This is a genomic window from Lichenibacterium ramalinae (assembly GCF_004137085.1).
GTDB lineage: Bacteria > Pseudomonadota > Alphaproteobacteria > Rhizobiales > Beijerinckiaceae > Lichenihabitans > Lichenihabitans ramalinae.
Window position 1 is genome coordinate 170,288 of the sequence record NZ_QYBC01000003.1, and the last position, 23,520, is coordinate 193,807.

General features: G+C 71.2%; 22 protein-coding genes. 9 read left to right on the forward strand and 13 right to left on the reverse strand.

All coding sequences use genetic code 11. From position 1 onward, the window contains the following. The first annotated feature begins 37 nt into the window (after nucleotides 1-37). The gene (locus D3272_RS04990; protein WP_207210126.1) at nucleotides 38-901 is read left to right on the forward strand and encodes an IclR family transcriptional regulator; all 864 of its coding nucleotides are present in this window, start codon (nucleotides 38-40) and stop codon (nucleotides 899-901) included. A 67-nt stretch (nucleotides 902-968) separates the two neighbouring features. On the opposite strand, the gene xylA is transcribed toward D3272_RS04990, so the two are convergent. Both xylA and D3272_RS27860 read right to left on the reverse strand, forming a co-directional pair. Then, entirely contained in the window at nucleotides 969-2,264 is a 1,296-nt protein-coding gene (xylA, locus tag D3272_RS27855) for a xylose isomerase (RefSeq protein WP_245496389.1), read from the reverse strand. Further along, nucleotides 2,261-3,298, reverse strand: coding sequence for a LacI family DNA-binding transcriptional regulator (locus tag D3272_RS27860; RefSeq protein ID WP_245496390.1), 1,038 nt, complete (start codon nucleotides 3,296-3,298; stop codon nucleotides 2,261-2,263). The genes xylA and D3272_RS27860 overlap by 4 nt, the downstream gene beginning before the upstream one ends. 222 nt (nucleotides 3,299-3,520) lie before the next feature. On the opposite strand from D3272_RS27860, the gene chvE reads away from it, so the two are divergent. After that, entirely contained in the window at nucleotides 3,521-4,597 is a 1,077-nt protein-coding gene (gene chvE / locus D3272_RS05000) for a multiple monosaccharide ABC transporter substrate-binding protein (protein ID WP_129218045.1), read from the forward strand. A 74-nt stretch (nucleotides 4,598-4,671) separates the two neighbouring features. Here the strand turns inward: chvE and D3272_RS05005 are convergent, their stop codons facing one another. Both D3272_RS05005 and D3272_RS05010 read right to left on the reverse strand, forming a co-directional pair. Beyond that, complete coding sequence (locus tag D3272_RS05005) at nucleotides 4,672-4,872, reverse strand: hypothetical protein (protein WP_129218046.1); 201 nt, start codon at nucleotides 4,870-4,872, stop codon at nucleotides 4,672-4,674. A gap of 97 nt (nucleotides 4,873-4,969) precedes the next feature. Continuing rightward, the gene (locus D3272_RS05010) at nucleotides 4,970-5,755 is read right to left on the reverse strand and encodes a 3-hydroxybutyrate dehydrogenase (RefSeq protein ID WP_129218047.1); all 786 of its coding nucleotides are present in this window, start codon (nucleotides 5,753-5,755) and stop codon (nucleotides 4,970-4,972) included. A 191-nt stretch (nucleotides 5,756-5,946) separates the two neighbouring features. Here D3272_RS05010 and D3272_RS05015 point away from each other — a divergent pair, with 191 nt between their 5' ends. Then, on the forward strand, nucleotides 5,947-6,207 hold the full coding sequence (locus tag D3272_RS05015; RefSeq protein ID WP_165361222.1) for a DUF1488 family protein: 261 nt from the start codon (nucleotides 5,947-5,949) through the stop codon (nucleotides 6,205-6,207). Nucleotides 6,208-6,214: 7 nt separating this feature from the next. Here D3272_RS05015 and D3272_RS05020 read toward each other — a convergent pair whose 3' ends face one another. After that, entirely contained in the window at nucleotides 6,215-7,243 is a 1,029-nt protein-coding gene (locus tag D3272_RS05020) for an aldo/keto reductase (protein ID WP_129218049.1), read from the reverse strand. Between the two features lie 196 nt (nucleotides 7,244-7,439). On the opposite strand from D3272_RS05020, the gene D3272_RS05025 reads away from it, so the two are divergent. Genes D3272_RS05025 through D3272_RS05045 form a run of 5 tightly spaced genes read left to right on the forward strand, consistent with a single transcriptional unit; the run spans nucleotide 7,440 to nucleotide 12,495 of the window. Next, nucleotides 7,440-8,282 carry a metallophosphoesterase family protein gene (locus tag D3272_RS05025; RefSeq protein WP_129218050.1) on the forward strand — a complete coding sequence of 281 codons (843 nt, stop codon included), beginning with the start codon at nucleotides 7,440-7,442 and terminating at the stop codon, nucleotides 8,280-8,282. Continuing rightward, nucleotides 8,279-9,427, forward strand: coding sequence for an ABC transporter ATP-binding protein (locus tag D3272_RS05030; protein ID WP_129218051.1), 1,149 nt, complete (start codon nucleotides 8,279-8,281; stop codon nucleotides 9,425-9,427). The genes D3272_RS05025 and D3272_RS05030 overlap by 4 nt, the downstream gene beginning before the upstream one ends. Beyond that, nucleotides 9,427-10,365 (forward strand): carbohydrate ABC transporter permease, encoded by a 939-nt coding sequence (locus D3272_RS05035; RefSeq protein ID WP_129218052.1) that lies wholly within the window; start codon nucleotides 9,427-9,429, stop codon nucleotides 10,363-10,365. Before D3272_RS05030 ends, D3272_RS05035 begins: the two co-directional genes overlap by 1 nt. Beyond that, nucleotides 10,362-11,195 (forward strand): carbohydrate ABC transporter permease, encoded by an 834-nt coding sequence (locus D3272_RS05040; RefSeq protein ID WP_129218053.1) that lies wholly within the window; start codon nucleotides 10,362-10,364, stop codon nucleotides 11,193-11,195. Before D3272_RS05035 ends, D3272_RS05040 begins: the two co-directional genes overlap by 4 nt. 28 nt (nucleotides 11,196-11,223) lie before the next feature. Then, nucleotides 11,224-12,495, forward strand: coding sequence for an ABC transporter substrate-binding protein (locus tag D3272_RS05045; RefSeq protein WP_129218054.1), 1,272 nt, complete (start codon nucleotides 11,224-11,226; stop codon nucleotides 12,493-12,495). A gap of 99 nt (nucleotides 12,496-12,594) precedes the next feature. Here D3272_RS05045 and D3272_RS05050 read toward each other — a convergent pair whose 3' ends face one another. Both D3272_RS05050 and D3272_RS05055 read right to left on the reverse strand, forming a co-directional pair. Further along, nucleotides 12,595-14,388, reverse strand: a complete 1,794-nt coding sequence (locus tag D3272_RS05050; protein WP_129218055.1) for an ABC transporter ATP-binding protein/permease — start codon at nucleotides 14,386-14,388, stop codon at nucleotides 12,595-12,597. 139 nt (nucleotides 14,389-14,527) lie between these two features. Beyond that, a complete protein-coding gene (locus tag D3272_RS05055) occupies nucleotides 14,528-14,965 on the reverse strand; it encodes a protein tyrosine phosphatase family protein (RefSeq protein ID WP_129218056.1) in 438 nt (145 codons plus the stop codon). A 159-nt stretch (nucleotides 14,966-15,124) separates the two neighbouring features. Between D3272_RS05055 and msrP the strand changes: the two genes are divergently transcribed. Beyond that, a complete protein-coding gene (msrP, locus tag D3272_RS05060) occupies nucleotides 15,125-16,117 on the forward strand; it encodes a protein-methionine-sulfoxide reductase catalytic subunit MsrP (protein ID WP_129218057.1) in 993 nt (330 codons plus the stop codon). A 90-nt stretch (nucleotides 16,118-16,207) separates the two neighbouring features. Here the strand turns inward: msrP and D3272_RS05065 are convergent, their stop codons facing one another. From D3272_RS05065 to D3272_RS05090, 6 genes are read right to left on the reverse strand one after another with little or no spacing between them, the layout of a single operon-like run. Beyond that, complete coding sequence (locus D3272_RS05065; RefSeq protein WP_129218058.1) at nucleotides 16,208-17,851, reverse strand: GMC family oxidoreductase; 1,644 nt, start codon at nucleotides 17,849-17,851, stop codon at nucleotides 16,208-16,210. After that, nucleotides 17,841-18,488 carry a gluconate 2-dehydrogenase subunit 3 family protein gene (locus D3272_RS05070; protein ID WP_129218059.1) on the reverse strand — a complete coding sequence of 216 codons (648 nt, stop codon included), beginning with the start codon at nucleotides 18,486-18,488 and terminating at the stop codon, nucleotides 17,841-17,843. Before D3272_RS05070 ends, D3272_RS05065 begins: the two co-directional genes overlap by 11 nt. Continuing rightward, nucleotides 18,481-19,470 carry a hypothetical protein gene (locus tag D3272_RS05075; RefSeq protein ID WP_245496391.1) on the reverse strand — a complete coding sequence of 330 codons (990 nt, stop codon included), beginning with the start codon at nucleotides 19,468-19,470 and terminating at the stop codon, nucleotides 18,481-18,483. Before D3272_RS05075 ends, D3272_RS05070 begins: the two co-directional genes overlap by 8 nt. Before the next feature lie 11 nt (nucleotides 19,471-19,481). Then, nucleotides 19,482-20,579 (reverse strand): enolase C-terminal domain-like protein, encoded by a 1,098-nt coding sequence (locus tag D3272_RS05080; protein WP_129218160.1) that lies wholly within the window; start codon nucleotides 20,577-20,579, stop codon nucleotides 19,482-19,484. Between the two features lie 32 nt (nucleotides 20,580-20,611). After that, on the reverse strand, nucleotides 20,612-22,405 hold the full coding sequence (locus tag D3272_RS05085) for a thiamine pyrophosphate-requiring protein (protein ID WP_129218060.1): 1,794 nt from the start codon (nucleotides 22,403-22,405) through the stop codon (nucleotides 20,612-20,614). Beyond that, nucleotides 22,402-23,325, reverse strand: a complete 924-nt coding sequence (locus D3272_RS05090) for an SMP-30/gluconolactonase/LRE family protein (RefSeq protein ID WP_165361223.1) — start codon at nucleotides 23,323-23,325, stop codon at nucleotides 22,402-22,404. The genes D3272_RS05085 and D3272_RS05090 overlap by 4 nt, the downstream gene beginning before the upstream one ends. Nucleotides 23,326-23,520: the final 195 nt, after the last annotated feature.

A 23,520-nucleotide genomic window follows, 5' to 3' on the forward strand; every position in this document is an offset into this window, starting at 1 on the left:
GCGATCTTACATATCGCATTGTGATATCGAGTGTAGCTTGACGGGGGTCGAAGTGTCAATCGAGCGTCGGTCTCCACCCTCGGCAGATCCCGCGGCCGACCCTTCGGCCAAGCCCTCGCGCGACGACCCGCTCCAGGTCGCTTCCGTCGCCAAGGCCTTCCGGTTGATCGACGCCTTCGGCCGCGCGAGCGGCGACCTCGGGCTCGCCGAACTCGCGGAGCTGTCGGGGCTCGACAGGAGCGCGACGCAGCGCTTCGCCCACACGCTGTGGCGCCTCGGCTATCTCGACAAGGACGAGCGGACGCGGCGGTTCCGCCTGGGAAAGCGCGTGCTCGACGCCGCCTTCGACTTCCTGCGGGTGGACGGGCTCGTCGAACGGGCGACGCCGGCGCTGATCGAGCTGCGGCATGCCTGCGGCGAGCGGGCCAACCTGTCGCTGCACGACGATACGACGATGATCTACGCGATCCGGCAGCAGACCAAGCGGGAATACTTCGCCGCCACGCTGATCGGCCGCCGCATCCCGGTGTTCTGCACCGCCGGCGGGCGGGCCGTGCTGTCGCGCCTCCCCGAGGCGGCGGCCCGGTCGATCGTCGCGCGGTCGGACCTCGCGCCCCTGACGCCGCGCACGATCTGCGATCCCGATGCCATCATGGACCGGGTCCGGACGGCGGCGGCCGACGGCTTCGCCATGGCTGTGGAGGAGACCACGCCCGGGGAGATCACGGCCGGCGCCGCCGTGATCGACGCGGCGGGACAGCCGGTCGCCGCCGTCCACATCGCGGCCTCGACGGTCGACTGGTCCCCGAAAGCCTTCGCCGAACGCTTCGGGCCGCTCGTCAGGGAGACGGCGCGCTCGCTGAGCCAGGGGCCGCGCCCCGTCCCGGACAGGGGGCGCTGAGCGCGGCTCCGGCGGCTTCGGTGGCCTGGTGGGCGGCCTGGGACCCGGCCGGCGTGTCCCGTGCCGGTTAGGCGCGGGCCACGACGGTTTCCAGCCGCTCCTGCCGGCCCGAGCGCGGCTGGGGCGACACGGCGCGCGCTTCCGCGGCGGCGGCGACCTCCTCCAGCGTGGCGCCGCGCGCCGCGTGGTCGGGCGCCGACCATCCCGCGTAGCGCTCGCTGACCGGCCCGGCGAGGCCGCCGCCCTCGACCAGGCGCGCCGCCTTGAGGAAGGCCTCGGCGCAGATGTCGATGCCGCCGACATGGGCGTGCACCAAGTCTTCGGCATCGATCGACTGGCGGCGGATCTTGGCGTCGAAGTTGAGGCCGCCGGTTGTGAGCCCGCCGCCCTTCAGCATCTCGTGGAACGCCAGGGTGAGCTGGGACGCGTCGCTCGGGAACTGGTCGGTGTCCCAGCCGAGCAGCGGGTCGCCGCGGTTGACGTCGAGCGAGCCGAAGATGCCGTAGGCATTGGCCACGGCGACCTCGTGCTCGAAGCTGTGGCCGGCGAGCAGCGCGTGGTTCTCCTCGAGGTTCAGCTTGACGTCCTTCTCGAGGCCGTAGTGCCGGAGGAAGCCGTAGACCGTGGCGGCGTCGAAGTCGTACTGGTGCTTGGTGGGCTCCTTGGGCTTGGGCTCGATCAGGATCGGCCCGGCGAAGCCGATGCGGTGCTTGTAGTCGACCACCAGGGACAGGAAGCGGCCCATCTGGTCGAGCTCGCGCTTGAGGTCGGTGTTGAGCAGCGTCTCGTAGCCCTCGCGCCCGCCCCACATGACGTAGTTGGCGCCGCCGAGCTGGTGCGTCACGTCGAGGGCGGTCTTCACGGTCGCGGCCGACCAGGCGAAGACGTCCGGGTCCGGGTTGGTGGCGGCGCCGGCCATGAAGCGCGGATGGCTGAACAGGTTGGCGGTGCCCCAGAGCAGCGCGACGCCGCTCGCCGCCTGCTTCTCGCCGAGGTAGTCGCCGACCGCCCGCGTGTTGCGCAGCGTCGCCGCCAAGCCATCGCCTTCCGGCGCGATGTCGCGGTCGTGGAACGTGTAGAAGGGCACGTCCAGCACGCGGAACAGGTCGAAGGCGGCATCGGCCTTGGCGCGGGCGGCGGCCATCGGCTCGCCCGTCATCCAAGGGCGCGCGATGGTGGGGGCGCCGAACGGGTCGGCCCCGTTCATCACGAAGCTGTGCCAGTAGCAGACGGCGAGCCGCAGGTGCTGGCGCAGCGTCCGGCCGAGCACGACCCGGTCCGGGTCGTAGTGCCGGTAGGCCAGCGGGTTCGTCGTCTCGGGCCCCTCGAAGCGGACGGTCGGCAGGTCGGAAAAGAGCGTCACGGCAGGTTGTCCTTCACGTAGATGTCGATCCGCACGGGATCCGGGCGGAAGTCGCGGTCGCCGTCGGCCAGGGCCCGGAGGGTCTGCACGGCGCGGCGGACCTCGTCGCCGGGGTCCTGGTTGATGCAGGCGTCGAAGGTGCCGCTGAGCAGGGCTTCGCGCATGAAAGGCGTCAGCTCGTGGCCGATCGCGACGACGTCGGCGCCGCGCCCGGCCGCCACCAGGGCCGCCACGATGCCGCGGTTGCCGGCGCCCATGCTGTAGATGCCGACGAGGTCGGGCGCCGCCCGCAGGGCTTCGGCCACCATCGGCCCGGTGACGGACCAGTCGTCGAGGCCCTCGGCGACCGGCAGCAGCGACAGGTGCGGGAAGTCGCGCTCCACCACCTGCGCGAAGCCGAGGCGGCGTTCGGCATGGTCGCGCAGCGTCATGCGCCCCGCCACGGTGAGGATGCGGCCGCGGCGTCCCCCGCCGAAGCGGCCCAGCAGGGTGGCGGCGACCCGGCCGGCCGCGACATTGTCGGGCCCGATGAAGCAGGTGCGGCGCGACGGGCTCGCGTCCGACACCATCGTGACGACCGCCACGCCCTCGTCGGCCAGCCGCGCCACGGCGGCGCGCACCTCCGGGGCGTCCACCGCCACGACGGCGACGCCCATGGCCTCCCCGCGCCGGCAGGCGTCGAGCCGGCGGGCGAGGTCGGCGGGATCGAAGGCGGCGTAATCGTCGACCGCGATGGCGGTGCGGTGGTCGAGCCCGCCCAGCGCCGCGGCGTCGATCTCGCGCCGCACCGCCTGCATGAAGCTGTTCTGCGGCAGGCGGGGCACGAGGAAGCGGAAGCGGTAGCGCCGCCCGCGGGCGAGGCTGGCCGCCGCGACGTCCCGGCGGAAGCCGAGGCGTTCCACGGCCTCCCGCACGGCCTCGGCGGTGGCGCTCCGCACCCCGGGGCGCCCATTGAGCACGCGGTCGACCGTGGCGAGGCTGACCCCGGCCGCCGCCGCCACGTCTCCCGCCGTCGCCGGCCGCCCCCGCCTCATGATGTGTCCTTCTTGATGTACGCCGCTCAGGAACCTGGGGCGCCGGAGCAGGTCGTGCTGCCCTGGCAAGCCACGCGCGAACGGCTCGAAGTCGGCCCCGAAGACGGGCGCCGTTTTGAACTCGTTGCAGTACGTACCTCAAACTGCTACGCAGTGGCAAGGTGGCCGTCATCGGCGATCAAAGAGTCGAACAACGCTCGCACGGTCTTCAGGGAGAATCGCATGATCACGAGAAGGACATTCGGCACGCTCGCGTTCGGCAGCGTGGCAGCTTCCGCGGCCGGGCTGCGGGCGGCCTCGGCGGCCGGCAAGGGGCTGATCGGCGTCGCCATGCCGGAGAAGACCACCCAACGGTGGATCGACGACGGCAACAACATGGTCCGGCAGCTCCAGGACAAGGGCTACCAGGTCGACCTGCAATATGCCGACGACGACATCCCCAACCAGCTCGCCCAGATCGAGAACATGGTCACCAAGGGCGCTAAGGTGCTGGTGATCGCCTCGGTCGACGGCACGACGCTGACCGACGTGCTGCAGAAGGCCCATGACGCCGGCATCAAGGTCATCGCCTACGACCGGCTCATCCGCAACTCGCCCAACGTCGACTATTACGCGACCTTCGACAACCTGAAGGTCGGCGCCCTGCAGGGCACCAGCATCGTCGACGCGCTGGGCCTGAAGGACGGCAAGGGCCCGTTCAATATCGAGCTGTTCGGCGGCTCTCCCGACGACAACAACGCCTACTTCTTCTACAACGGCGCCATGTCGGTGCTCGAACCCCACATCGACGCCAAGAAGCTCGTGGTCCAGAGCGGGCAGGTGGGCATGAAGGTGGTGGCGACACCGAAGTGGGATGCCGCGACGGCACAGTCGCGCATGGACAACCTCCTGTCGGCCTACTACACCGGCAAGACGCTCAACGCTGTGCTGGCCCCCAACGACAACCTCGCCGTGGGCATCATCTCGTCGCTGAAGGGGGTCGGCTACGGCTCGGGCGGGATGAAGCTACCGGTCGTCACGGGCCAGGACTGTCAGATCCAGTCCGTGAAATCCATCATCGCCGGCGAACAGACTTCGTCCATCTACAAGGACACGCGCGACCTCGCCAAGGTCGTGGTCGGCATGGTCGATGCGCTGTTGACGGGCTCGCAGCCGCAGATCAACGACACCAAGAGCTACGACAACGGCAAGAAGGTCGTCCCCACCTACCTGCTCGACCCGGTGCTCGTCACCAAGGCCAACTGGAAGCAGGTGCTGGTCGACAGCGGCTATTACAAAATGGCCCAGCTCGGCATGTGACCCCGAACGGCCCGGCCCTCGGCCTCAGGCAGGCGGAGGGCCGGGCCGACGAGACGTCGGACCTGCTCGCGATGTCAGCCGAGAGCGATGCGGGCGAGATCTTCCAGGGAACGGCCGGGGCTCGCCAGCGTCGGCGCGAAGCCGTCGGCGCCGAGCGCCGCGCGGGCACTGGCCTCGTCGCCGATCCGGATGACGCGGGACTTGGCGAGCTTGCGCAACCCCAGGAACGGGAAGGCCGGGGCCCCGAGGGACGGCATGGGAGCGATGAAGGTCACGGCACGGTCCTCCCGGAGCCGCGGCGTCGCGGCGGCTTAACGAAGCTTTAATGCGCGTCGCCGCCGTCGAGTTCCGTAGTGGGATGGCCGCCGTGCATCAGGCCGCCGTCCAGCCGCCGTCCATGGTGAGGTTGGCGCCGGTGATCTGGCTGGCGGCCTCCGTCGTGAGGTAGAGGGCGAAGGACGCCACCTGTTCCACGGTGACGAAGCGCTTGGTGGGCTGCGCCGCCAGCACGACGTCGTTGATGACCTGCGCCTCGGTGAGGTTGCGGGCCTTCATGGTGTCGGGGATCTGCTTCTCGACCAGCGGGGTCCAGACGTAGCCGGGCGAGATGCAGTTGACCGTGACGCCGTGGGTGGCGAGTTCGAGCGCCGCCGTCTTTGTGAGCCCCGCGATGCCGTGCTTGGCCGCCACATAGGCGGATTTGAAGGGCGACGCCACAAGCGAGTGGGCCGAGGCCGTGTTGATGATCCGCCCCCAGCCGCGCGCCTTCATGCCGGGAATCGCGGCCCGCATCGTGTGGAAGGCGGAGGACAGGTTGATGGCGATGATGGCGTCCCAGGCGTCGGGCGGGAAGTCCTCGATGGGCGAGACGCGTTGGATGCCGGCATTGTTGACCAGCACGTCCACGCTGCCGAGCTTCGCCTCGGCCTCCGCCATCATGGCGGCGATCTCGGCGGGCTTCGCCATGTCGGCGGCCGAATGCAGCACGGCGACGCCGCATTCCTCGGCCAGGGCGGCGCGGATGGCCTCGATCTCGGCGGCATCGCCGAAGCCGTTCAGCATCACGCCCGCGCCGTCCCGCGCCAGCGCGCGGGCGATCGCGAGGCCGATGCCGCTGGTCGAACCGGTGACGACGGCGTTGCGGGTCTGAAGCGGCATGGGGGGCCTCGTGAGGGTCGGGTCCGTGGCGGTCGGGTCCGTGGCGGTCGGGTCCGGTCCTACACCGGATCGGGGTGGGCGGCGACAGGGGGCCTACCCGCCACCCGCCGGCGCCCATGCCGCTCCGCCATGACGCCCGTCGTCCGCCGTGCTACGCGTCGCGGCGTCGACACGCGAGCCCGGAGGCCCTCATGCCGTTGAAACCGACCCGGCTGCCCGCCGAGGAGGAGCGCTTCGAGGTCCGCTTCATCATGCGGGACGGCGAGGCCGAGGTCGAGTGCTTCGTCGACGAGGGCGCCATCGAGGACCTCGACCCGGAGGACGACGACCCGCTGGTCGACCGGTTCCAGCGCCACCGCGCCGTCTTCGAGGCCATCGCGAGCTGGCTCCACGACGAGGGCGACGTGCCCCGGGTGGAACTGCACCACGTGGCGCAGTTCCGGGAGCGCTGAAGGCGCGTCAGACCGGCGCTGGGTTCCGCTCGGCGAAGCCCGCCTGGTGCCAGTAGGGATAGGCGGCGGGCCTGGCCGAAGCGTCGTCGAGGCGCTTCACCTGCTCGGGTGTCAGCGACCAGCCGACCGCGCCGAGGTTTTGGCGCAGCTGCTCCTCGTTGCGGGCGCCGATGATGACGGAGGAGACGGTGGGGCGGCCCAGCACCCAGTTGAGCGCCACCTGGGGCACGGTCTTGCCGGTCTCGGCCGCGACGGCGTCGAGTGCGTCCACCACCTTGTAGACGTACTCGTCCTCGAGCGGCGGCCCGGCATCGGCGGTCTTGTGCAGGCGGCTCGTCTCGGGCAGCGGCTGGCCGCGCCGGATCTTGCCGGTGAGGCGGCCCCAGCCGAGCGGGCTCCACACCACGGCGCCGACCCCCTGCTCGAGGCCGAGCGGCATCAGCTCCCATTCGTAGTCGCGGCCCACCAGCGAATAATAGGTCTGGTTGGCGACATAGCGCGGGAAGCCGTGGCGGTCGGCGGCGGCCAGCGACTTCATCAGGTGCCAGCCCGAGAAGTTGGACACGCCCGTGTAGCGGATCTTGCCCTCGCGCACGAGCTGGTCGAGCGTCGACAAGACCTCCTCGACGGGCGTCATGGCGTCGAAGCCGTGCAGCTGGAACAGGTCGATGTAGTCGGTGCCGAGGCGCTTCAGCTGCTTGTGCACCGTGTCGACGATGTGGTAACGCGACGACCCCACCTGGTTCGGCCCGTCGCCCAGGCGAAAGGTCGCCTTGGTCGAGATGATGATGGAATCGCGCGGCCGGCCCTTGATGGCGCCGCCCAGCACCTCCTCGGCGGCGCCCGCCGAGTAGATGTCGGCGCTGTCGAACATGTTGAGGCCGGCGTCGAGGCAGATGTCGATCAGGCGGCGGGCTTCCGTGACGTCGGTCGCCCCCCAGGCCTGGAAGAACTCGCCCTTGCCGCCGAATGTCCCGGTGCCGAAGCTCAGGGCCGGCACGGTGAAGCCCGAGGCTCCGAGGCGACGATAATCCATGGCAAGCTCCCCCGCGGTGCCGGCCGTGCCGGCGAATCGTCCGACAACGCGGGCCGGCTCGGGCTGGATCCCGCCACGGCGGCCGCATGAGCCCGATCGGCTCGCCTGTCGCAAGACTGAGATGAGACGGTCCTATGGACCGGAGCCGGCGCGGGCCCGATCGCGGGCGCCGCGCAGCGCTTTCACCGCGGTCCCGATGAAGCTCCTCCAGATCACCGACACGCATCTCAGCCCGTCGAAGCCGCATTTCAACGACAATTGGGAGCCGCTCGCCCGCTGGATCGCCGACCTCGCCCCGGACCTCGTGGTCCACACGGGCGACCTGTCGGTCGACGGTGCCGACCACGATGCGGACCTGTCCTTCTCGGCCGCGCTGGTGCGGCGGCTGCCCGTGCCGGTGCTGTGCCTGCCCGGCAACCACGACATCGGCCACCTGCCCGGCACGCGCCAGCCCGTCGACGCCGCGCGGCTGGCCCGCTGGCGCCGCATCGTCGGACCCGACCGCTGGGCCGAGGACCACGGCGCCTGGCGCATCGTCGGCATCGACAGCCTGCTTTGCGGCTCGGGCGGCGAGGAAGAGGCCGAGCAATCCGCCTGGCTGGCGCGCTGCCTCAAGGGACGGGCCGGGCGGCGGGTGGCGATGTTCTCGCACCAGCCGCTCTTCGTCGACGACCCCGAGGAGGGCGACACCGGGTACTGGGGCGTCCCGCCGGCGCCCCGCCGCGCCCTGCGCGCGCTGCTGGCCCGGCACGACGTGGCGCTGTTCGCCAGCGGCCACCTCCACGTCGCCTTCGCGGGCCGGCTCGACGGCACCGCGCTGGTCTGGGCGCCGGCCTCCTCCTTCACGGTCGGCCCGATGGAGCGCGACATGCCGGGGCGCCGCACCCTCGGCGCCGTGCTGCACCTGCTCGGCGATGCCGTGAGCAGCGAGACGGTCGCGGTGCCGGGACTCGCGCCGCACCGGCTCGACGACGTGGTGGGCGAGGTCTATCCCTGGATCGACCCCCACGGTGGCGCCGGCCCACCGGCCCGGCCATGAGCGCCTTCGCGCTGCGGGACATCGCCAAGGCCCACGGTGCCCAGGCGGTGCTGAAGGGCGTCACCATCGAGGCGGCCGAGGGCGAGTTCATCGCCCTCGTGGGGCCGTCGGGCTGCGGCAAGAGCACCCTGCTGCGCATCGCGGCCGGCCTCGACCGTCCGGACGCCGGCACGGTCTCGATGAGCGGGCGCGACGTCACTGCCGTGCCGGCCGCCGGGCGGGACGTCGCCATGGTGTTCCAGTCCTATGCGCTCTACCCCCACCTCACGGCGGGGCAGAACATCGCCGTGCCGCTGGCCATGCGGGAGCTGTCGGGCGCGCAGCGCATGCCGCTCCTCGGCCCGCTGGTGCCGGGCGGCCGCGCCCGCCGGGCCGACATCGCGCGCCGCGTCGCCGCCACGGCGGCCTCCCTCAGGATCGACGGCCTGCTCGACCGCAAGCCCGGCCAGATGTCGGGCGGCCAGCGCCAGCGCGTGGCCCTCGCCCGCGCCATGGTGCGCCAGCCCGGCGCCTTCCTGATGGACGAGCCGCTGTCCAACCTCGACGCCAACCTGCGCGTCCACGCGCGGGGCGAGATTGTCGAGCTGCACCGGCGCGCCGGCGTGCCGACGCTCTACGTCACCCACGACCAGGCCGAGGCGTTGAGCATGGCCGACCGGGTCGCCGTGATGATCGGCGGCACGCTGCTGCAGATCGGCACCCCCCAGGCGATCTACGACGACCCCGCCCATGTCGAGGTGGCGCGCTTCGTCGGCAACCCGCGCATCAACCTGCTGCCGGGCCGGCTCGCGGCTGACGGCGCGGCGGTGCTGGCCCCCGCCGCGCCGCAGGAGGCTGGGCCCGGGAGCGTGACGCTCGGCATCCGGCCCGAGGCGCTGGGCCTGCGCGCCTGCGGCCCGGAGGTCGCCGCCGCGGCGGTGTCGCGGCTGGAGTTCCTGGGCTCAGAAGTCCTGGTCTTCGTCCGCCTCGCCGGGAGCGGGGAGGAAGCCGTCGCCAAGATGTCGCCCGCCGCCGCCGCCGGGCTGCGGCCGGGCTGTCCCGTGGCGTTGGCGCCGGCGCCCGGCGCCGCGCTCGCCTTCGCGGCGGACGGGGCCCGCCTGCCGGCGCCCGCGCCGGCCCGCATCGCCGCTGGGGCGGGCCGCTGATGGCCGAGGCCCTGCGATCCGCGGCACGCGCGCCGGGCCGACCCAGCGGGGCGCGCCGGCCGGCGCCGCGCCCCGCTGCCGGCGGCGCCCTGCCGCTGTCGGCCCCGGCGCTGGTGCTGCTCCTGCTCTTCGTGATCCTGCCGACGCTCGCCGTCTTCGGGCTCAGCCTCACCGATTACCAGCTCGGCGACGACGCCTTGGTCTTCGTGGGCCTCGACAACTACCGCGACCTGCTGGGCGATGCGGGGTTCCGCGGCTCGCTCCGCAACACCATGGTCTATGCCGCGCTGGTGACGCCCGCCTCGGTGCTGATCGGGCTCGGCCTCGCCCTGCTGATCGAGGCCGAGACGCGCGGCCGCGCCCTGTTCCGCACGCTGTTCTTCCTGCCCGTGGTGTCGCTCATCGTCGCCATGGCGACGGTGTGGCAATACCTGCTGCACCCCACCATCGGCCCCGTCGACCAGCTGCTGCGCCTCGTCGGCCTGCCGGGGCCCAACTGGCTCGGCAGCAGCGACACCGTGCTGGCCAGCCTGGCGCTCATCGGCGTGTGGCAGTCGGTCGGCTACAACATGGTGCTGTTCCTGGCGGGGCTCACCGCCATCCCGCGGGACCTCTACGCCGCCGCCGCGGTGGATGGCGCGGCAAGCGGTTGGCAGCGCTTCCGCCTCGTCACCTGGCCGATGCTCGGGCCCACGACGCTGTTCGTCGTCACCATCAGCATCATCAACGCCGTGAAGGTCTTCGAGACCGTGCAGACCCTCACCGAGGGCGGCCCCAACCGCGCTTCCGAGGTGCTGCTCTTCACCATCTACCGCGAGGGCTTCGTGTACCTGCGGGTGGGTGCCGCCTCGGCCATGACGGTGGTGTTCCTGCTGCTGCTCGTCGGCCTGATGCTGCTGCAATACCGCATCCAGGACCGCAGGACGCATTACGCATGAGCGCGCCCGCCCTGTCGGCCGGCCGCGCGCTGCGCCTTGCCGCCCTGTCCGCCGCCGCGCTCGTCACGGTCGCGCCCTACCTGTGGATGGTTTCGGTGGCGTCCAAGCCCCGGGACGAGATCTTCTCCTCCTCGCTCCGGCTTCTGCCGCACCGTTGGGCGCTGCTCGACAACCTGCGCGAAGCGTTCCACCGCGTGCCCATCGGCACGCTGCTCATCAACGGGGCGGTCGTCTGCGGGGCCATCCTGGTCATCCAGGTCGCCGTGGCGATCCCCTGTGCCTACGCCATGGCGAAACTGCGCTTCGGCGCGGCCCGCCTCATGATGGGGCTGGTGCTGCTCGGCCTGCTGGTGCCGATCCACGCTACGGCCCTGCCGCTCTATGTGGCGTTCCGGCGGCTCGACCTCGTCAACACCTACACGGGGCTGGTGGCGCCCTTCTCCGTCTCGGTCTTCGGCATCTTCCTGTTCCTGCAGTTCTTCCGCGCCCTGCCGGACGACCTGCTCGACGCGGCGCGGCTCGACGGCATGTCGGAGGCCGGCATCGTGGCCCGCGTGGTCGTGCCGAACTCCTGGCCGGCCGTCACGGCCTTCGCGATCTTCTCGGTGGTGGCCCACTGGAACGACCTGTTCTGGCCGCTGATCGTCGTCACCGACAACCGGGTGGCGACGCCGCCGCTCGGGCTCTTCGCGTTCCGCGCCGCGGAATCGGGCTCCGACTACGGCGCCCTCATGGCCGCCACGCTGGTCATCACGCTTCCCCTCGTGCTCGCCTTCCTGTTCGCGCAGCGGCGCTTCGTCGAGGGCATCACCATGACGGGCCTGAAATAACGGGCGCCCGTCCAACAGGAGACCCAGCATGTCGAGGATCAGAAACGCCGCGGCGGCGCTCGCACTGGCGATGGCGGCGCTCTGCGGCCCGCAGGCCCGCGCCGAGACGACGCTCACCGTCCACTACCCGATGCCGGGCTTCTTCAAGGCCGTGATGGACACGGTGGCGGCGAAGTTCATGGCCGAGAACCCGGACGTGAAGATCGCCTTCGCCACGCCCTCGCCGACCTACGAGGACGGGCTGCAGCTGATCCTGCGCGAGGCCGGCACCGCCGACCTGCCCGACGTGAGCTTCGTGGGGCTGAACCGGCTGCGCATCCTGTCCGAGCGCAATATCGTGGCCGACCTCCAGCCGCTGATCGCGCAGGAAGGCGACATGGAGAAGCTCGGCTTCACCGACCACATCCTGTCGTTGGCGCGCTGGGGCGGCCGGCAGGCGGGCCTCGCCTTCGCGACCTCGAACCCCATCATGTACATGAACGCCGACCTCGTCCGGAAGGCCGGCGGCGACCCCGACCACCCGCCGAAGACCTGGGACGAGGTGATCGCGCTCGGCGGCAGGATCAAGGCGCTCGGCGACGGGGACGCCGGCATCGACTTCCGCTGGCAGGGCGACGACTGGATGTTCTCGGCGCTGCTGTTCGGCGACGGCGGCACGATGCTGTCGCCCGACGAGAAGACCGTGACGTTCGACGGGCCGGCCGGCCAGGCCGCCTTCGCGCTGGTCGGCCGCATGGTGAAGGAGGGCGGCATGCCGGCCTTCACCAAGCCGGCGGGCGAGCAGGCCTTCGTGGCCGGCAAGGTCGGGCTGGAGTTCCAGACCACGGGCGCGTTGCGCAACACGATCGACAACGTGGGCCGGAAGTTCGAGCTCCGCACCGCCCCGATCCCGCTGCTCGACCCGAAGGACGGCCGCCTGCCGACCGGCGGCAACGCCGTCGTCATCCTCACCAAGGACCCCGCCAAGCGTGACGCCGCCTGGCGCTTCGCCAAGTTCGCCGCCGGCCCCTACGGCGCCTCGGTGGTGGTGCCGGGCACCGGCTACGTGCCCAACAACGCCCTCGCCGCCACCTCGCCCCAGTACCTCGGCGACTTCTACGCCACCCACCCGCTCTACCGGGCCGGGCTCGACCAGATGGACCGCATGATCCCCTGGTACTCCTTCCCCGGCGCCAACAGCGTGCGCGTCACCCAGGCCATCGTCGACAACCTGTCGCGCGTGGTGGAAGGGACCGCCACGCCCGACGCCGCCGTGAAGGACACGGCGGCCGAAGTGCAGAAGTTGCTGCCCCGTCGCTGACCGGCGCCCGCGCTCCTGCCCGCGCTCCTAACGGGACGCTCCTGGCGGGGGCGCCACCCCGGCGCGGCCACCGCGCCGTCACGGCACCGCCCCGGCCCGTCACTCGGCGGCGGCCGGGAGCGCTTCCCCGGCCTGGAAGAGGCCGCCCGGGCCCTTGGTCATCTCCACCCGGCGGTTGTGCAGGCCGTCGAGCGTCGGGCGATGGGTGATGGACACGATGCCGGCGCCGGGCAGGCGGTCGATCAGCGCGTCGTAGAGGGCGATCTCGGCGTCGGCGTCCAGCGCCGAGGTGGCCTCGTCGAGGAACAGCCAGTCGGGTTTGGACAGGATGGCCCGGGCCATGCCGAGGCGCTGCTGTTCGCCGCCCGACAGGCGCTGCGGCCAGTTGTCGGCGCGGTCGAGTTCGGGTGCGAGGTGGCCGAGGCCGACGGCGCCGAGCACGTCCCGCACCGTGGCGTCGGCGTAGGCGTCGAGCGTGTCGGGATAGCAGATGGCCTGGCGCAGCGTGCCGAGCGGCAAGTAGGAGCGCTGGGGCAGGACCAGGCTGCGGGTGCCGTCCGGCACGTCGATGCGCCCGTCGCCATAGGGCCACACGCCCGAGAAGGCGCGCAGCAGGGTCGTCTTGCCGGAGCCCGAGCGGCCCGACAGCAGCACGCGGTCGCCTGCCGCCAGGCTGAAGGAGGGGACGGCGGTCAGCGGCGTGCGGTCGGGCAGGCTCACCACGATGCCCTCGGCCGCGAAGGCCTCGGCCGTGCCGGGGCGGGTCACGATGTTGGGCTTGGCCGCCGCCGCCGCGTCGCTCCTGGCCATCACCTCCTCGAAGCTCACGAGGCGCTGCACGATGGCGCGGTAGTTGGCGAGCTGCTGGAAGCTGTCGGCGAACCAGGTCAACCCGTCCTGCACCCGTCCGAAGGTCGACACGCTGCGCATCAGCGTGCCGTAGGTCGCCGTCCCGAAGAAGAAGGCCGGCCCCAGCAGCAGGTAGGGGAAGATGTTGGAGAACTGCCCGAAGAAAAACGAGAAGAAGTTGAGCTTGAGCGTCAGCCGGATCACCCCGTAGACGTTGCCCAGGATGGATTGGTAGCGCTCGTCGAGGGCGCTGCGCTCGGCGGCTTCGCCGCCCAGCAGGGCGATCTGTTCTGAGTTCTCGCGGATGCGCGCCATGCCGAAGCGGAAGTTGGCCTCGAACCGTTCCTGGTTGTACTTCAGGTTCACCAGTTGGCGGCCGATCAGGTAGGTGATGGCGGTGCCGAGGCCGGCGTAGATCACGGCGAGCCAGACGAGGTAACCCGGGATGTTGAAGGACAGGCCGAAGCTCGTCATCGGGAAGGCGGTCGACAGCACCCACAGCACCTGCAGGAAGATGGCGAGCCGCAGGAAATTGCCGAAGAAGCCGACGCCCAGCACCATCGTGTTGCCGACGAACTGGTGGATGTCGTCCGAGATGCGCTGGTCGGGGTTGTCGGCCTGCCCGGCGACGAGGCGCATGCGGTAGTGCTGGGCGGGGGACAGCCAGCGGCCGACGAAGTCGTCCGTCATGGCCTTGCGCCAGCGGATCTGCAGCACCTGGTTGATGTAGTTGTTCAGCGAATAGACGAGCAGGTAGGGCGTGACGATCAGGGTGAAGTCGCCCAACGAGGCCAGGAAGGCGTGCCAGTCCTTGCCCTGGATGGCGTCGCCGAAGCCCTGCGACCAGTTGTTGAGCAGCTTCGCCATGTAGGAGGCGCCGACCTCCAGCGCCACCACGCAGGCGAGCAGGCCGATGCCGATCCAGTTCTCCGGCATGCGGACCGGCCCGACGAACCAGAGGTGGATCTCGCCCGGCGCCTTGCGCCTGAAATACGGGACCGCGAGGCGCCAGATGTCCTTCACGTCCTGGACGAAATGCGTCATGGCTCAACCTTTGCGGGACCGGGGCGCGTCCGGTCGTCGATGGGATGCGGGCTGTCGTCGCGGCACCGCGAGGCGTCATCCTCGTCGGGGCGGATCAAAGCGGAAAGATGACCGCCGCGCATGTGAAGCTTTGGAAAGGCTAAGCCCCGTCGGCGTCGTGCTGCCGCAGCCAGCCCGCCGCGCCCGACAGGTCGAGGCCGATCTGGCGGCTGAGCGGCGCGAGGTCGCCGACCGCCATGCGGCCGTCCAGCACCTCGCCGATGGCCCACAGGTTGGCCGAGCGGGTGCCCGAGCGGCAGTGCACGAGGACCGGCCCGGCGGCGCCCTTCACGACGGATTGGAAGTGCCGCACGTCGCTTTCGGCCAGCGGCCCGTGGCCCATGGGGATGTGGGCATAGGCGAGGCCGGCCTCCTCGGCGGCGGCTTCCTCGGCCTCGGAGCCGGGCTGCGTCGGGTCCTCGCCGTCGGGCCGATTGTTGATCACCGCCACGTAACCCTCGGCCGCGATGTCGCGAAATTCCGGGAGATGGGGCTGGCTGGCGACGGTGACGTCGGCCGAAAGCTTGACACTGTGCATGGCGTCCTCGGTGAACCTGGCGCGGCGAACCTATCGCAATGTTTCGCTCCGCCATAGCACCGGGCGTTTCGCCGCAGCGCCCCGGGCTTTCCAGGCTCACCGGCCCCATATGTCTCGGCAGACCCGGCGCCGGGCGCCGTCCCAGCAGGAGTGAAGCCCATGTTGATCCGCAACCGCCCGTCCTGGGCGATCCCCGAGCGGGACGCGACGCCCGAACACGTCTTCCTCAACCGCCGCGCCCTCCTGGCCGGCGCGGCGGCGCTCGGGGCCGGCACGCTCGGCACTGCCCCGGCGCGGGCCTGGGGCTTCGGCAGCGGCGCCGCGCCCGCGGCCCCCGACGCGCCCGATCCCTCGGCGGCGCTGTATCCCGCCAAGGCCAACCCGGCCTTCAAGATCTCCGGGCCGGTGACGCCCGAGAAGGTCAACACCGACTACAACAACTTCTACGAATACGGCACGTCCAAGCACGTCGCCGAGGCCGCCCAGATGCTCAAGGTGCGGCCCTGGACGGTGAAGTTCAGCGGCCTCGTCGAGCAGCCCCGGGAGGTCGGGATCGACGACCTGCTCAAGGCCATGACGCTGGAGGAGCGGCTCTACCGGCACCGCTGCGTCGAGGCCTGGGCCATGCAGGTGCCCTGGACGGGCTTTCCGGTGAAGCGGCTGGTTGATTTCGCCAAGCCGCTCGGCTCGGCCAAATACATGGTGATGAAGACCTTCAAGGACCCCAAGATGGCGCCCGGCCAGCGCAGCTTCATCCTGCAATGGCCCTATGTCGAGGGCCTCACCATGGCGGAAGCCACGAACGACCTCGCCTTCATGGTGACGGGCGCCTACGGCAAGCCGCTGCCCAAGGTGATGGGGGCGCCGCTGCGCCTCGCCGTGCCGTGGAAATACGGCTTCAAATCCGTGAAATCCATCGTCGAGATCGCCTTCACCGACAAGCAGCCCGAGACCACCTGGGCGGCGCTGGCGCCCGAAGAATACGGCTTCTGGGCCAACGTGAACCCCGAGGTGCCGCACCCGCGCTGGAGCCAGGCCACCGAGGAGGTCATCGGCACGGACGACCGCCGCCCGACCGTGATCTACAACGGCTACGGGGAGCAGGTGGCGTCCCTCTACGCCGGCATGCCGAAGGACCGGCTCTTCATGTGAGCCCTGAACGGCGAGCCTGCGGGCAGGCTCGAGGACTTCGGGGCGGGAGCGCCGGCGCTCCCGCCCCGGAGCGCCCGCGGCCCGGCGGCGTCACAGGTCGCCGTGGGCCGCCAGCTGCTCGATGCGGTCCGCCGTGCGCAGCGCGATCGCCTGGATGGTGAGCGAGGGGTTGACGCCGCCGACCGTCGGGAAGACCGAGCCGTCGCAGACGAAGAGGTTCGGCACGTCCCAGGAGCGGCAGTCGGCGTCCAACACGGAGCTGCGGCGGTCGTCGCCCATCTTCACGGTGCCGCCGAGATGGTTGGCGTCCTCCTCCTGGCGGAACAGGTCGGTGACGCCCGCCGCCTCCATGCTCATCTCCATCTGGTCGAGGGCGTGCCGGATGAGCGCCTTGTCGTTCTCGCTCCAGCCGAAGGTGATCTTGGCGACCGGCAGGCCGTAGCGGTCCTTCTGGTCGGCGAGCTCGACGCGGTTGTTCTCGCTCGGCAGGCACTCGCCCACCATCTTGACGCCGACCTGGTAGTTATAGTCCTGCATGGCCAGGCGCAGCTCGTCGCCCCAGATCCCGCGCGACGTCGTCATGGTCTTGGCCCACTCGATCGGCAGCGGACCCTGTCCCATCCAGCAATAGCCGCCGTGGAAGTCCTTCTCGTCGTCGTAGTTCCAGTGCTCCGTGATGGCGAGCGACGGGGGGCCCTTGTTCCAGCGGATCTCGTCCTTCGACTTGCCGTAGACCGCCTGGTTGGGCTGGGTCATCAGGTTTTTGCCGACGAGGCCCGACGAGTTGGCGAGCCCATCGCGGTGCCGGTCCGTGGCCGAGTTGAGCAGCAGGCGCGGCGATTCCACGGCGTAGCCCGCCACGATGACGTTGCGGGCCTTCTGGAAGCGCCACTGGCCGTCCCGGTGGTAGTGGACGCCGGTGGCGCGGTCGCCTGCATCGGTCTCGATGCGGCCCACCATGGCGAGGTCGCGGATCTCGGCGCCGGCCCGGATGGCGCGCGGGATGTAGGTGTTCAGCGTGCTCTGCTTGGCGTTGGTCGAACAGCCGAAGCGGCAGAAGCCGCGGTACACGCAAGGGTGGGCTTCGCCGCGCGGCGCCGACACGGTGGCGAGCGGCGTCGGCGTCCACTTCATGCCCATGGCCTCGCAGCCGCGCGCCAGCACCTCGGCAGCCGCGTTCATCGGGTGCGGGCGGTAGGGGTAGCGGGGCCGGGGCGGGCCCCAGGGATAGGTGATGGGGCCGGAGATGGAAAGGTCGCGCTCGACCTGGTCGTAGTAGCGCCACATCTCCTCCCAGCCGATGGGCCAGTCGGCGCCGTAGCCGAGCGTGCTCCTCGCCTTGAACCATTCGGGCCGGAAGCGCAGCGACACCATGGCGAAATGCACCATGGAGCCGCCGACCGTCTTGCCGGAGTTCTTGCCGCCCATGACGATCGGGTCGGCGCCCTGCACGACGCGCGGGTCGTTCCAGTAGAGCTTCTCCTGCGCGGTCTCGTCGGAGGCGAAGTCTTCGAGCGGCCGGAAGTAGGGGCCGGCGTCGAAGGCGACGACGGAGAAACCCTTCTCGGCCAGGCGCGCCGCCAGCGTGCCGCCGCCGGCGCCCGTGCCCACGATGGCGAAGTCCACCTCGTCGACGTCCCGGTGCTGCCGCATCGGGATCCAGCCGCCCGTCTTGAAGACGTCCGGCGCCCTGCCGTTCGCGGCGCGGGGGCGCTCGAAGGGATCAGACGACATGTTTGTTCTCCACGAGGGCGCGCTCTTCCTGTCCGGGCTTGCCTTCGGCGGCTTCCCACGGGTCGCGGCGGTTCTTGTCCATGCGCACGTAGCCGCGCGGGCTCGCCGGCCCGCCGAAGCCGATCTCGCTCCAGGCCGTGGGGTGGCCGTAATAGGCGTCCGTCACGTCGTGGACGACGCGCTTCATGAAGAACAGCTTCAACGGCATGCCCTGCCAGTGGTCCCCCTCCAGGCGCCCCTGCTGCATCTCGCGCAGGATGTTGTCCCGGTCGGCGCGGCTGAGGTCGCGGAAGCGCGCGTTGTGGCGGTCCCGCGCCTCGTGATCGAGCGCGGCGAGCCCGATCTTCCAGGCCTCGCCCTGCGGCGGCAGCTTGTCGAAGCGGTAGCCGTCGAGTTGGCCGGAGAAGATCTTGGCGTCCACGTAGGCGGCGAGCGGCACGGGGTCCTGGCGGTCCGCCGGCTGGGGCAGGATGCGGTCGCACACGGCTTCCAGCGTGGCGAACTCGTCCGAGGAGAAGAAGCGCGGCTCGCGCGGCACCGCCAGGCGCGCGTCGATGGCGCTGCGCGTGGCGTCGTTCCAGGACGGCGTGTCGCGCTTGTCGAGGACGTCGTAGCCGGGGAAGGAGCGCTCAGTCATCGCCGTGCCTTTCGAGGAGTGCCAGGGCGGCGAGGCCCGCGAGGGCGAGGCCCGAGAAGCTCGGCGGCGCGGGCAGGGGCGGGCCGTCGAGCACGTTCTGCCGCCAGTTCTTGAAGCCGCCCATGTAGCGGGACGTGCCGTATGCGTGGAACGCCACGCCGGCGACGCCGAGCGCCGCCGTGATGCCGAGCCACAGCTTGGCTTGGGGCCGCGCGCGCCGGTCCGGCCGCAGGGCCGCATCCCCGGTGAGGGCGGCGGCGATGGGGGGCAGCAGCACCGGCAGGTACATGGCGGGGTTCTGGAAGTTGCCGCGGAAATGCAGCAGCGCCACCTCCGCGGTCGTCCCCAGAAGGCCGAGGCTGGTCAGGGCGGCGAGGGCCGGGGCGGCGGGGAGTCCCAGCAGCGTCGGGGGTCGGTCCGCCGTCTCGTGCCGGATGCCCTCGGCGGCGAGGCCGAGCAGGCCCGACAGCGACAGGGCGGCCGGGGCGCCGATCGGCGCCTGGTAGAACAGGTTCTCCCAGGAGATGCCGCCCGGCTTCTTGGTGATGTTGTAGAGGTGGAAGCCGGTGCCCAACAGGCCCACCGTCATGGCGATGCCGTAGGAGGCGAGGCGCAGCGGGTGCGCCCGCTTCTCGTCGCGCGTCGCGCCGTCGAGGCTCGCCAGGATCGACAGCGTCGAGGACACGAGCGGCAGGAACATCGCGGGGTTGTGGTACTGGCCCCGGTCGTGCTCGATGCCGCTGTCGGCCAGCACCGACGTGGCCAGCATGGCGGCGGCGCCGTGGATCATGCGGACCGGGCCGATCGCGACGCCCGTCGCCGGGGCGTGCAGCGGCAGGCCGAAGCGCGCCTCCGCCCAGGCCGGCGCGGCCCGCCGGCCTCGGACCTCACCGTCCCGGCCCGCGGGCTCGCGGGCCACGTGGGCGGGCGCCGGATCGTCGGCGAGGTCGGCGAAATCCGCCGCGCGGGTGGGGCCGGACATGGCGTGATCCTTCAATGGACGCGGAAGGGCTCGGCGTCGGCGGCGCGGAGGGAGAGGCCGTGGCCGGGCCGCGACGGATCCGGCCGGACGGCACCGTCCCGCGGGTGCGGCGCCCCGTCGAACAGCAGGTGCTCGATGCGGGCGTGATCGTGAAACCACTCGAGGTGGCGCAGGTTCGGCGCCGCGGCTGCGGCGTGGAGATGCATGGCGGGCGCGCAATGGCCCGACAGGTCGATGTGATGGGCCTCGCACAGCGCGGCCACGCGCAGGAAACCGGTGAGCCCGCCGATGCGCGTCGCATCGGCCTGCAGGCAGTCCACGGCGCCGGCCGCCAGCAGGCGGCGCGCGTCGTCGAGCGTGTAGCCGTATTCGCCGGCGGCGATGTCCATGCCGGCCGGCGCGCGCTCGCGCACCAGCCGGAGCCCGTCGACGTCGTCCGACGTCACGGGCTCCTCGAACCAGGCCACGCCCTGGTGGGCGGCGATGTCGGCGAAGCGCAGCGCACCCTTCACCGAGAAGGCCCCGTTGGCGTCGACGAAGAGTTCGCGCTCCCCGATGGCCCTTCTCGCCACCGCGACGCGGTGCGGGTCGGCCGACGGATCGGTGCCGATCTTCATCTTCACCCAGCGGCACCCGTCGCGCTCGACCCAGCAGCGGAGCTGCGCCTCGAGTTGTGCGTCCGAGTAACTCGTGAAGCCGCCCGAGCCGTAGATCGGCACGGCATCGCGCGCCTGCCCCAGCAGGGTCGCCAGCGCCAGCCCGTGCAGCTTGGCCTTGAGTTCCCAGAGCGCGAGGTCGAGGGCCGAGATGGCGGTGGCGCAGAGCCCCGCGCGGCCGAGGTTGCGCACCGCGTGCCGCATGGCCGCGAAGGCCCGGGGGGGATCGAAGGCGGACAGGCCCCGGACCGACGCCGCGAGGGGGCCGGCGACGAGGCCGGCGGCGGCCGCCCCCGTGTAGGAGAAGCCCAGCCCGGTCTCGCCGCCGGCCTCCACCTCGGCCAGCACCAGCGTGGTGCTGTCCCAGGCGAAGGTGCCGTCGGCTTCCGGCCCGTCGGTCGGCACCGTGAAGGCCGAGGCCCGCACGGCGCCGATGGCCGGCGCGGCGCCCATCGCCGGCACGGCGCCCTGCCGGGCGTTGTCGTTCACTTGTCGGCGTGGCCGGGCAGAAGCGACCCGATGAGCTGGCGTGCCGCGCCCATGATGACGCTTCCCTCGTGCTGGTCGCCCTTGGCGAGGGTCGTCATGAAGTTGCGGGCCTGCTGGAAGGTGATGAAGGGCGGCAGCGGCGGCACCTCTGGGTCGGTCTTCACCTCCAGCACCACGGGCTTGTCCGAGCGCAGGGCCTCGTCCCAGGCCTCGCCCAGCATCTCGGGGTCGTCGACGTAGAGCCCCTTGAAGCCGATCAGCTCGCCGAACTTGTGGTAGGGCACGTTGGGGATCTGCTGGGAGGCGACGAACTTCGGGTTGCCCTCCATCACGCGCTGCTCCCAGGTCACCTGGTTCAGGTCCTCGTTGTTGAAGACGCAGACCACCCAGGTCTTGTTGGACCAGAGGTGGTGGTACTTCGACACCGTGATGAGTTCCGCCATGTTGTTCATCTGCATGGCGCCGTCGCCGACCAGCGCCACGACGGGCCGGTCCGGATGGGCGAACTTCGCCGCGATGGCGTAGGGGACGGCCGCCCCCATGGAGGCCAGCGAGCCCGACAGCGAGCCCATCATGCCGCGCCGCACCTTGAGGTCGCGGGCGTACCAGTTGGCGCAGGAGCCGGAATCCGACGTGACGATGACGCGCTCGGGCAGGCGCGGCGACAGCTCCGACGTGACGCGCTGCGGGTTGACGGGGTTGGCCTTCTTCTTGGCCTGGGCCGCCGCCTGGTCCCAGGAGGTCTTCGTCCAGCCGACGACCTTCTCCTGCCAGGCGCGGTCGGTCTTCTTCTCGAGCAGAGGCAGCAGGGCCCGCAGTGTTTCGGCGGCGTCGCCGTGCAGGTTGCATTCCATCGGGTAGCGGATCGACAGCATGTCGCCCTTGAGGTCGATCTGCACGCCCCGGGCCTGGCCCTCCTTGGGCAGGAACTCGGCCCAGGGGAAGCCCGAGCCCACCATGAACAGCGTGTCGCATTCCGCCATCATGTTGGACGACGCTTCCGTGCCGAGCAGCCCGATGGTGCCGGTCGACCAGGGTAGGTCGTCGGGCAGGACGAACTTGCCGAGCAGCGCCTTGGCGCAGCCCGCCCCGAGCTTCTCGGCCGCGGCGATCACCTCGTCGACGGCGTCGACGCAGCCGGCGCCGATCAGCATGGCGACCTTCTGGCCGGCATTGAGGATATCGGCCGCCTGGCGCAGGTCGCGGTCGTAGGGGACGGTCTTGGGCCGGGCATAGCCGACGCCCGAGAAGGTGTTGCCGTGGGCCCGCTTGGGCTCCTCGTAGGGCAGTTCCTGCAGGTCGTTGGGCAGGATCAGCGCCGTCACGACGCGCTCCGACACGGCGGTGCGGATCGCCCGGTCGACGAGGTGGCGCACCTGGGCGGGGGCCATGGCGGTCTGCACGAAGGCGCCCGCCACGTCCTTGAACATGGCGTTGAGGTCGAGTTCCTGCTGGTAATGCGCCCCCACCGCGGTGCGGGCCTGCTGGCCGACCAGCGCCAGCACCGGCATGTGGTCCATGCGGGCGTCGTAGAGGCCGGTGAGGAGATGCGAGGCGCCGGGGCCGGAGGTGGCGATGCAGACGCCGAGTTCGCCGCTGAACTTGGCATAGGCCGAGGCCATGAAGGCCGCCATCTCCTCGTGGCGCACCTGGATGAACTCGATCTTGCCGCCGCAGCGCTGCAGCGCGCCGAACACGCCGTTGATCCCGTCCCCCGGATAACCGAAGATCTTGCGCACGCCCCAGGCGTGCAGGCGCTCGATGAGAAAATCGCCGACGGTCATGGTCATGGCGTGAGAGCTCCGAAGTCGAAACGGTTGGGGGGAAGGCCCGGCACCGGCGCGTCGAGGGCGAAGACGCCGCCCTCGTCGGGATGGGCGGCGCGCCAGGCGGGCGGCTTCGGCCAGTTGGCCGAGGTGACGAAGAGCGTCCGCAGGTCGGGCCCGCCGAAGACCGGCATGGTGGGATAGGTCACCGGCATGGGGACGCGGCGCTCCAGCCGGCCGTCGGGGTCGAAGCGCAGCAGCGCGCCGTTGGCGAAGACCGCCGTCCAGTAGAAGCCCTCGGAATCGACCGAGGCGCCGTCGGGCCCACCCTGGGTGTCGGCGACGTCGAGGCGGGCGAAGACGCGCTTGTTGGACGGCGTGCCGCTGTCGAGGTCGTAATCGTAGGCCCAGATGACCTTGGGGTCCGTGTCGGCATGGTACATGGTGCGCCCGTCCGGGCTCCAGGCGAGGCCGTTCGAGGTCTTGACCGGGTCGGTCACGGCGGTCCAGCGCCCGCCGCCGTCGTAGCGCCACAGCGGCGAGCCGGCGGGCTCGCCGCTCTGGTCGCCGGGCTTCAGCGGCAGGTACATGGCGCCGGCGAAGAAGCGTCCGCGCGGGTCGCAGCGCCCGTCGTTGAAGATGAAACGGCGCGGGTCGAAGGGCGCGTGGGCGAGGGGCTGCAGCGCCCCGGTCTCGAGCCGCAGGTGGTAGAGCCCGGTGGCCAGCGCCACCACGACATCGCCCGCCCGGTCGAGCGCGAAACAGCCGATCCAGGCCGGCAACTCCCAGGCCGTGTCCTCGCCGGAGGCGGGATCGAGGAGATGCAGGGCGGGTTCGCGGATGTCGACCCAGAAGAGCTTGCCGCGGCGATCGTCCCAGCCGGGTCGCTCGCCGTTGAGGGCACCGGCGCGCAGCACGAGCTTGACCGAGACGGGTCTGTCCAAAAGCTGAATCCCTTCTGGCGCGGAGGGTTGGCCCGCCGACGATGATGAGCAGCAGCACAGTTTCGACACTGGCGAAACGACAGGCCACGAGCGAAGTTCCCCACCCGCCGGGGCGCATTCGCCCGGCCCGGGCCTGGCCGGGCCGGGCCCGGCCTTGACGCTGGCGGCGAAATCCCTCGACAAGGCCCGGGCGGC